The 9,166-nt window shown below is 53.4% G+C and carries 9 protein-coding genes; 1 reads left to right on the forward strand and 8 read right to left on the reverse strand.

Translation table 11 applies throughout. From position 1 onward, the window contains the following. Positions 1-162: 162 nt before the first annotated feature. Positions 163-516 (forward strand): hypothetical protein, encoded by a 354-nt coding sequence (locus M495_RS24365; protein ID WP_020837760.1) that lies wholly within the window; start codon positions 163-165, stop codon positions 514-516. Between the two features lie 608 nt (positions 517-1,124). Here the strand turns inward: M495_RS24365 and M495_RS26245 are convergent. The 8 genes from M495_RS26245 to rpmH form a co-directional block, all read right to left on the reverse strand. Then, positions 1,125-1,520 (reverse strand): Imm50 family immunity protein, encoded by a 396-nt coding sequence (locus M495_RS26245; RefSeq protein ID WP_081667722.1) that lies wholly within the window; start codon positions 1,518-1,520, stop codon positions 1,125-1,127. Positions 1,521-1,657: 137 nt separating this feature from the next. Then, complete coding sequence (locus M495_RS24380) at positions 1,658-2,053, reverse strand: hypothetical protein (RefSeq protein ID WP_020837763.1); 396 nt, start codon at positions 2,051-2,053, stop codon at positions 1,658-1,660. Then, entirely contained in the window at positions 2,050-3,198 is a 1,149-nt protein-coding gene (locus tag M495_RS24385; RefSeq protein WP_144079328.1) for a DUF6708 domain-containing protein, read from the reverse strand. The genes M495_RS24380 and M495_RS24385 overlap by 4 nt, the downstream gene beginning before the upstream one ends. A gap of 1,524 nt (positions 3,199-4,722) precedes the next feature. Next, positions 4,723-6,087 carry a tRNA uridine-5-carboxymethylaminomethyl(34) synthesis GTPase MnmE gene (mnmE, locus tag M495_RS24390; RefSeq protein ID WP_020837769.1) on the reverse strand — a complete coding sequence of 455 codons (1,365 nt, stop codon included), beginning with the start codon at positions 6,085-6,087 and terminating at the stop codon, positions 4,723-4,725. Positions 6,088-6,188: 101 nt separating this feature from the next. Then, complete coding sequence (gene yidC / locus M495_RS24395) at positions 6,189-7,826, reverse strand: membrane protein insertase YidC (protein WP_020837770.1); 1,638 nt, start codon at positions 7,824-7,826, stop codon at positions 6,189-6,191. 2 nt (positions 7,827-7,828) lie between these two features. Next, positions 7,829-8,086 (reverse strand): membrane protein insertion efficiency factor YidD, encoded by a 258-nt coding sequence (yidD, locus tag M495_RS25270; RefSeq protein WP_012004505.1) that lies wholly within the window; start codon positions 8,084-8,086, stop codon positions 7,829-7,831. Continuing rightward, entirely contained in the window at positions 8,050-8,409 is a 360-nt protein-coding gene (gene rnpA, locus M495_RS24400) for a ribonuclease P protein component (protein ID WP_004950547.1), read from the reverse strand. Before rnpA ends, yidD begins: the two co-directional genes overlap by 37 nt. A gap of 18 nt (positions 8,410-8,427) precedes the next feature. Then, complete coding sequence (gene rpmH, locus M495_RS25275) at positions 8,428-8,568, reverse strand: 50S ribosomal protein L34 (RefSeq protein WP_003849659.1); 141 nt, start codon at positions 8,566-8,568, stop codon at positions 8,428-8,430. Positions 8,569-9,166: the final 598 nt, after the last annotated feature.

Consider the following 9,166-nt stretch of genomic DNA (forward strand, 5'->3'; position numbering starts at 1 on the left):
GCTCGCTGCTGTTCCAGTGCGGCCCCGCCTCGCGGCGTGCCTGGTAGTGCGTCGAGAGTCTGTGCCCCAGCAGCAGGTAGCCTTCCGCATCGGTGTCACCCGTCAAGGCCACGCGCAGCGTGTCGCAGGATGACCACGACCAGTACAACGGAGGAACTGACCATGGCTGATGCCAATCATAAAGCACGTCCATCCAGAGCGGAACGCTCACGCAGCATGACCGTCACGCTGCGCGATACGCCCCATGGCTATACGCTGGATATACCACCGCGCCCGCAGCAGCCTTTCATGCCTTGGGAACACATCGAAAGGTGGTTAGGCGCAGGCCATCTCTTCAGCACCGGGCAGCGCGTCAATGTCTCGGTTGACTACATCCGGCAATGCCTCACCGTCACCCCTGAATACGACTATCCCGCCAGAAAGTGCGGGCGCGAGGCGTTTGTCATCGAGCGCAAGGCCGCCAATGACGAACTGCGCAAGGTATGGCTTGCTCAGGTGCAGATACCAGACGCCTGACCATTACCGCCAAGTAAAAGAACGAAGGGCAGTAATCGCGGCCCCTTTTATAACTAGACTCGACTTGCGAAGTTCTTCAACACGTCTGCTATCTTCAGTGCCTCCCACTCAGACAATTCGACTGGATCACCTTCTTTTGTCACTGCTTTGATATGAATGGATGACTCTTGCTCGATCCATATCCGAAGTGCTCCATCGCTTAATTCAAAGTAATCTTTCTCTTTTCCGTCGTGCATGGCTATTCACCTGTAGTTGGGAAATGAGGATTGCCATCGTCTGGCGAAACAACTTTCACCTTCCCCGTTGAGTCATATGCATGCACATGGTCAACATCGGCTTTGGGATCGTTGTAGGGCAATTCTGTTGTCTGATCTATATGACCACGGTCCAGTCGGAGACGTTATTTCCTTGTACACGGACATTTCCATTTTATCGGCGCACCAGAAGCATCTTGCTTCGCCACGACGAATCCCCTTTAATTCATGAGATCTCGAATCTCAGTGCGCGTTTTATGCGTTATATCCGCCGCGCTGATTGTCGGCGGAGTTGTCACGCTTAAACCAAGCGGATCGCTCCAGCCAAACGGATTCGGCGCATATGCATAGACATTAGCTATCTCGGAGAAGGGCTGACACCCTGTCAACGCTTACTGACATGGTCTTAAACAACGCGGTGGACTCTCCCGACAGCGTTACCGTCAGAACTCCATTTTCGGTGCGCTCTATATCTAGGTTGCACCTATTGCCGCGACCAAATGATGTCATATTTACCTCATATAGGGGAAACAGAGATAACTCAACCTGAACCGTGTTTAGCCCCCTCCACTTTTCAGGAGGGGACGTAGGAAAGTCCTTCAGACAGAGAACAAATCGTGCGATTGGACCATCCCATCCAAGCTTAATTTCCTGTAAGTCCACGTCGCAGAAACTAAGAGCGTCTCCGTACAAAGACGACAGGAATTTTCCGTTGTCCAAATAGTTAAGGATTGGATTCACGTTTCTCACTCATTGATCGAAAGGATAATGTGCTGTCGTCCCAAGCACCGATCGTTGATCCCTGCTCACAAGAGCTATATCCAGCGGCCGGGTATCTACGATGGACGGTGCAAGGCGGCTGCGTAAGCTCCCCCCTCATTCAACACCTATCGGTTCTCAAAGTTGTATTTGGCAACTCTAGAAACATCTTTATCCTCATCTTGCATAAGCTTCCTAATTATCGAAATAGGAGCCTTTCTATTCGAGGCGATACCTTGCCGAACAACTGCGTCGAGATCCTTTGATAGAAGCTCAAATAACTCATCAGACAATTTCCTCTTTACAGAAATAAATCGCCGGACATCAGGTTCAAATTGGTAAAGCAACGTCAATATTTCGAGTGATACTGTCTTGTTATGAGCAACCCATTTCCTATATTCCGGAAATTTATCGATAACATCTTTCCACACTGAAACAGGAGCTTCATCGGTCGCAGCTCGATCACATTCATCCTTGAGAGAACTATCTCGTAGTGCAACGAATTCTTCCGCAGAGTGAATCATTTCGAGTCCTTGCACTTTAACGATTCAAAGTCAATATTCTTACCTGTATCGCTCTTGTGCTTATTCATGTAATCACCATATACGTCGGCGTCTGGTTCAATCACCGGTGGTGATGGCCAATCCGCAGCGGTAGATAACGGGGGCATCGGCTTTCCAGGCAGGCCGGCTTCGCGAATGATACGCGGCCAGCGCGGCTCCCAGCCGAGCAGCAGGGAAATCCAGTGCAAACTGGCATGGAGAACCATCACTGGCGAGAGCAGCGCGGTCCACAGCAGAACACGGGGCTTGAAACCGTCACGCCACAGCGGCTTGAAGAAGCTCCAGGGTGCCTGGAGCGACAGCCAGGGCCAGGGCACTTTGCCGAGCAGCTTTTTCGGCCGAGGCACTGACTGCGGGCCTTCTTCCATGTAGCGGCGGATGAACTCCCACAGGTTGACGATATCGCTGGTGCCGTTCGCTACCTTGCCGACGAGCATAATGTGGAAGTACGGCAGGCCGGTCATGTCGTTAGTCCAGGCCAGCATCAGTTGAGTGCCGGTGCCGCGCCATTCGGGCAGGCCCAGTGCGGGCTCGGGGGAGACCTGGTCCCATGCCAGGGTGGCCAGGCCGCCAGCGTAACGGGGACGATGCAAATACACTTGTCGGGTCACGCGGTTGAAGCGAATGAGCAGGCGGCGTTGGACGAAGTTTTCCAGACGGATAAAGCGCCAGAGGAATTTGTATACTGCCCAGCAAATTCCAATTACAACTAATGGATATACCAGGGAATCAAAATAATCGAATATTGTGGCTTCTGTCGCCCGGAAATAGTCAATACCAGTAAACCAAACAGTCCCAAGCTCAAGGCTTAGTATTCCGAGCTGCCCGATGATAAAGGCCAACGTTAAGGTAAGTGCCGTGAAAACCCCGCGCTTTTCTTGTAATGCACCTGCATAGAGTTCGATGTAGGTATCATTGAAGGCATAAATAGAACCATCCGCAAACGGGTGCTCACTCACCCGGTCATGAATGCCAGGGAGCGATTTCCCCCCTTTTTCACTATCTGCTTTTTCTTTTTTGAGCGCGCGAGCCATATTCGCTTCGAGCTCTCCGCGTTCCTTGGGGTCGTTCTGTATCGCCCAGATTCCTCGTTCTATGAAATACATCTATTTCACCGCGCTGAAAGCTTCAAATAGGCCAATCAGTTCTTGTTCCCCATTTTCATGGAGTTTCCCTACACTGTTTGGATCACGTTTGCCGAAACAACTGTGTGTACACCAACTTCAGGCACGCTTAGGGTCTGAAGTTGGTGCCAGTCGGAGCCAAGTGCGAGACAGACCAGGCATGGCTCGACAGTGCCACCGTAGGGAGGCGGGTATCGGCCTGAAAAAACGAGGAAACAGAACCATGGGTTCTGCATATGGTGCCGGTCAAAGATATGGCCGAAGTCAAGGGTAGGGTTGGCACAACTGAGTTCGACATTAAGTCGGAAGGTCTGGAATTGACCTTCGTTGGGCCTGAACTCGACGACGTCGAATGCATAGGTACCTTTGGTGAAAGAAAAGTGAGGGTCTGACCGGATAGGAATGGGTTGCTGCCTACAACTGCCGCCCTTTTCCGCCAGTTTCAGCGCCTGGGCCTAATGCGGATGGCCAGTCAAAACAATAAACACTTTTATTTAGTAGGGGTATTGGAGAGTTCCGATTTTGCTTCAATAAACGTCTTATTTATTTTCATGAGACGACCATATTTTTGATGATATCCACGAGCCGAGGGGCGGACCAAGCTTGCAGCATAGCTCCAAGCAAATCCGATGCCAGCCTCTGAGAAATACCTTGAGTGCATTATTGAGGGTATTATGGGCAAACCGTCAGGTCTGGGTATCCCGGCCTGGCAAGAGCCATTCGCATGTATCGATCAGCATCAGGAGTTCATGGAACAGTATGACTGCCAGCTCCGCTAAGTAAACGATGTGTAGCTTGCCCGTCTTGGAGTTCTCCTGGGGACTGTAACTGTAACAGTCGGCTATCTTCAAAATAGCGGTCCTTTTGTCTAACCAGCGTAATATCGGAATTGTGCACCAGCAATGTGCTGATCGAATTGGCGGGAATCAAGCGCAGGCGATAGCGTAGTCCATTATGCGCTCGAGCAGACCGTGTATCTGCATCAATGTCTTTCTTCTTATTCCAAATGAAAGAACGCGGTCAGATTGCGCACTTTCTTCTGCCAAGATGGTGAAGGATGTACTTGTCCAGGTAGTGATGCTGCATCGTGATGTCCTTGCGGCAGGACTGCTGCTTCTGGGGCTGGGATTCGTTCACCGCGGCCATCTGCGAGGAGCTATCACGCATGAGCCCGGCGTTTTTAGGGTAAGCGCCAGGTACTTGCCGTTTAGCCGGTAGCGCTAGACTATCCCTCCCGCTGGAAGTATTTCCAGATACAGGCTGTGGTCGTCGCTGACGGTGTAGGTCTTTTCCTTAGGCTTGAGAGCCTTCAACGCAGTGTCGATAAGTATCATCTTCTACTTCCGTATGTCCAAGTAGCGGAAGGCTCAGGCCAAAACCGCTACTCGGAGATAAAAGCAGATGGCTTTCAGTGTGCTTTGGCAGCACTATAAAGGCCAAAAATCCAGTGTTCATGCGGGTTTCAAGGCGATTTTCAGGCCTTGAGGTATATCCTTGGAACCATGGTTATTTACCGATGCAGAAGCTGGAGAAAATGCGTCCCAGCAGGTCATCTGAGGTAAATTCGCCGGTGATTTCACTCAGTGCTTGCTGCGCCAGTCGCAATTCTTCGGCCAGCAGCTCCCCCGCGTAAGCGCTCACTAACTGTTCTTTGCCCTCGATCAGATGCTGGGCTGCTTGCTCAAGCGCCTGCAGGTGGCGGCGACGTGCCAGGAAACCGCCTTCCATATTGCTGGTGAAGCCCATACTCTGCTTCAGGTGGTCCCGCAGCAGGTCGATACCTTCACCGGTGCGCGCCGACAGGCGAATAAGTGAGTGACCATTTACTTCTGTCATGCCCAAGGGTTCACCGGTGATGTCGGCTTTGTTACGTACTACGGTGATCGGCAGACGATGCGGCAGACGTGCCATAAACTCCGGCCAAATCTCTGCCGGTTCGGTTGCTGCGGTGGTGGTGCCATCGACCATAAACAGCACGCGGTCAGCCTGTTCGATCTCGTTCCACGCACGTTCGATACCGATACGCTCCACTTCGTCGCTGGCTTCGCGCAGGCCGGCGGTGTCGATGATGTGTAAAGGCATGCCGTCGATGTGAATATGCTCGCGCAGCACGTCGCGAGTGGTGCCGGCGATATCGGTGACGATAGCCGCTTCGCGACCGGCCAGTTCGTTCAACAGGCTGGATTTACCGGCGTTAGGACGCCCGGCGATCACCACTTTCATCCCTTCGCGCAGCAGGCTGCCCTGACGCGCTTCTGCGCGTACGTTGGAAAGAGAGGCCATGACTCCGTTGAGCTGCGCCTCGATTTTACCGTCAGACAGGAAGTCGATTTCCTCATCCGGGAAGTCTATCGCTGCTTCTACATAGATTCGCAGGTGAGTAAGTGCTTCCACAAGCTGGTTGATGCGGGTGGAGAACGCCCCCTGCAGCGAGTTCATGGCAGAACGTGCCGCCTGCTCGGAACTGGCGTCGATCAGGTCGGCAATCGCTTCGGCCTGCGCCAGATCCAGCTTGTCATTAAGGAAGGCACGCTCGGAAAATTCGCCGGGACGGGCGATACGCACGCCGGGCAGCGCCAGTACGCGTTTGAGCAGCAAATCGAGGATAACCGGCCCGCCGTGGCCTTGCAGTTCCAGCACGTCTTCGCCGGTAAACGAGTTCGGGCCAGGAAACCACAGCGCGATGCCCTGGTCCAGAGTGGCGCCTTCGGCATCACGGAACGGCAGGTAATCGGCGTAACGCGGCTTCGGCAGTTTGCCGAGCAGGGCCTGGGCTACGTCTTTGGCGCCACGGCCGGAAATACGCAAAATGCCGACGCCGCCGCGTCCCGGCGGGGTGGCTTGGGCTACGATGGTATCGGTGGTGCTCATAGTGATTCTCTCTGACGATTCAATATGCAAAAAGGCGGTCTTAATGACCGCCTCTTATCTTTTGCTGCAAGGGTTCAGCGCGCCGAACCCCTACAATACGCTTAGGTCTTTTTCTTGTCGCGGCTGTGCAGGCCACGTTTTTCCAGGCCGCGGTAAATCAGCTGCTGCTGGAGGATGGTCACCAGGTTACTGACGATGTAGTACAGCACCAGACCTGACGGGAACCACAGGAAGAACACTGTGAAGATCACCGGCATAAAGGTCATGATTTTCTGCTGCATCGGGTCAGTGACGGTGGTTGGCGACATCTTCTGGATGAAGAACATCGTCACGCCCATCAGGATTGGCAAGATGTAGTACGGGTCTTGCGCCGACAGGTCATGGATCCACAGGGCGAACGGCGCATGGCGCAGCTCAACCGAGCCCATCAACATGTAGTACAGCGCCAGGAAGATTGGCATCTGGATAACCAGCGGCAAACACCCACCCAACGGGTTCACTTTCTCAGACTTGTACAGCGCCATCATTTCCTGGCTCATGCGCTGTTTGTCATCACCGATACGCTCACGCATCGCCTGCAGTTTTGGCTGCAGCATGCGCATTTTGGCCATCGAGGTGTACTGCGCTTTGGTCAGCGGGTACATGATGCCACGCACGATGAAGGTGATGATGATAATTGAGAAGCCCCAGTTACCGATAAAGCCGTGGATAAACTTCAGCAATTTGAACAGCGGCTGAGAGATGAACCACAACCAACCGTAATCCACGGTCAGATCCAGGTGCGGCGCCAGTTGGGCCATCTGGTCTTGCAGTTCCGGACCCACCCACAGGGTGGCATTCAGCTGCTGCTGCGCACCAGGCTGCACCACTACCGGAGTAGATTTGAAGCCAATGGTGGACAGGTTGTCGCCAGGTTTGGCGGTATAGAAGGTGTTGCTGCCTTGCGTTGCCGGCACCCATGCGGTGGCGAAGTACTGTTGCAGCATGGCAACCCAACCGCCCTGCGTGGTGACACTCAGGTTTTCGTCCTTATCGAACGCATACTTCTGATATTTGTCTTCGCTGGAAGAGTACGCCGCGCCACGGAAGGTGTGCAGAGCGAAGTTGTTGCTGCCGGTGTCACGGTGCTTAGGCAGCTCGGTCGTCTGCTTCAGTTGGCCGAACAGGGTCAGTTCCAGCGGGGTGGTGCCTTTGTTGTCGACGTTGTAGTCAACAGCAACCGCGTAATGATTACGCTTGAGCACGAAAGTCTTGGTGTAGATAGCGCCGTCTTTACCGGTAAAGGTCAGCGGAATGCGCAGCTCTTCCTGGCCTTCCGGCAGGGTGTAGCTGTCCTGCGCCGCCTGGAACAGAGGACGTTCGCCGTTTGCCGGGTTATCCGGGCCGTTTCTGCCGGTCAGGCCGCTTTGCGCCTGATAAACAAATGACGGTGTGGTTTCCAGCAGTTGGAATGGCGTCGATGAACCCAGAGTGTCCGGGTAAGCCAACAGTTTAGCCTGCTCGATATCACCACCACGGGTGTTGATGGTCAGCGACAGCACGTCAGTATTAACGGTAATCAGTTTACCCTGACCACTGGCTGGAACTGCTGAGCTTGCGGCATCACCGGTAGCAGTGTTCGAAGTCTGTTGCGTGGTCTGGGCGACTGGTTGCGGAGCGTTGTCCGTTTGCCAGGCTTGCCAGATCATGAAAGACACGAACAGCAGAGCGATGAGGAGAAGATTGCGTTGCGAATCCATCGTTAGTGTTCTCTGTTATCGTCGGGTTTCGGCGGCACGGGATCATCGCCACCTGGGTTCAAGGGGTGGCATTTTAATACGCGTTTCAATGCTAACCAACTGCCTTTTATCATGCCAAACCTGCTTAATGCCTCAATTGCGTAATGAGAGCATGTCGGCTGGAAGCGACAACGAGGCCCAAGCAGCGGACTGATGACGAGCTGGTAAGCCCGCACCAGCCCGATCAGGATGCGGGAGCCTGGCGACAGTGGCGACGCCATAATTTTTCCAAAGCTTCCGTCAGCGCGCGGTTATCCAAATCCGCTATCCCTTTTTTGGCCACCACGACAAAATCCATCGCCGGTAACTCGTGCTGACGTAAACGGAAGCTTTCGCGGGTTAGGCGTTTGATCCGATTGCGTTCATGCGCGCGTTTGACGTGTTTTTTGGCGACGGTAAGACCGATGCGGGGATGCCCCAGCTGGTTCAGGCGGCCGAGGATGGTGATTTGCGGCGTGCCAGCCCGTTGTGGCTGCTGGAAGACAAAAGTGAAATGAGTGGGAGTTAACAAACGTAACTCCCTGGGAAAAGCTAGCTTAACCACTCAGCGGGTTAGCTTTTATTACTTAGAAACAGTCAGACGAGAACGGCCTTTCGCACGACGGCGGGCCAGAACTTGACGACCATTTTTGGTGGCCATACGAGCACGGAAACCGTGGCTACGGTTGCGCTTCAATACGGACGGTTGGAAAGTGCGTTTCATGGCGATTTCTACCTAAACTTAAATAATTACTGATCAGTAAACGCGTTTGGCTATTCGGCGTGAAGACGACCGACGCCTCAATCGCAATATATAAAGAAGCGGGATTGTAATAATTGTACAGTCCTGAGTCAATTCACATCGCGCTAGCCTACCTGGTTGTCTGCCAATACGGAGTAAAATCCGGTCTTGGCCCGTGGTCACCGCAGAATCCTGTCTGGTTAATGACACACCATTAAGGAACCAGGTACACACGTAGGGCGAAGATTATACGGACTCGGGGGTAAATCGCAAGGATCCCGACGCGATCCTTGTGGTTAAAGCCAAGGATCCGACGTGGATAACAGGGTATAACCGGTTGACAATGTAAAAAATACCGTTCATCAGGCGGGATTTCGCCTGCAATTTGGCGTGGCTGGCCAAAAGATCGCCGCAGGCCGGGGCCTGTGGATAAAATGGATCTAATCTGTGATGAAGGGGAGGATCTCTTGCGCGGATTGCGCTATGATCCGTCATTCCGATCGCGATCTCTCAAGCGGGGATCGTGAGGGACATAAACCGTGAAAGGCGGTTCGCATCCCCCACAGGCAAACAGCCGATG

Origin of the sequence: Serratia liquefaciens ATCC 27592, from assembly GCF_000422085.1 — a bacterium.
Lineage (GTDB): Bacteria > Pseudomonadota > Gammaproteobacteria > Enterobacterales > Enterobacteriaceae > Serratia > Serratia liquefaciens.

What these genes read in the sequence shown, in the direction of transcription:
- yidC (WP_020837770.1), bottom strand. Translation starts at nt 7,826, where the DNA reads ATGGATTCGCAACGCAATCTTCTCCTCATCGCTCTGCTGTTCGTGTCT.
- yidD (WP_012004505.1), bottom strand. Translation starts at nt 8,086, where the DNA reads ATGGCGTCGCCACTGTCGCCAGGCTCCCGCATCCTGATCGGGCTGGTG.
- mnmE (WP_020837769.1), bottom strand. Translation starts at nt 6,087, where the DNA reads ATGAGCACCACCGATACCATCGTAGCCCAAGCCACCCCGCCGGGACGC.
- M495_RS24365 (WP_020837760.1), top strand. Translation starts at nt 163, where the DNA reads ATGGCTGATGCCAATCATAAAGCACGTCCATCCAGAGCGGAACGCTCA.
- M495_RS24385 (WP_144079328.1), bottom strand. Translation starts at nt 3,198, where the DNA reads ATGTATTTCATAGAACGAGGAATCTGGGCGATACAGAACGACCCCAAG.
- M495_RS24380 (WP_020837763.1), bottom strand. Translation starts at nt 2,053, where the DNA reads ATGATTCACTCTGCGGAAGAATTCGTTGCACTACGAGATAGTTCTCTC.
- rpmH (WP_003849659.1), bottom strand. Translation starts at nt 8,568, where the DNA reads ATGAAACGCACTTTCCAACCGTCCGTATTGAAGCGCAACCGTAGCCAC.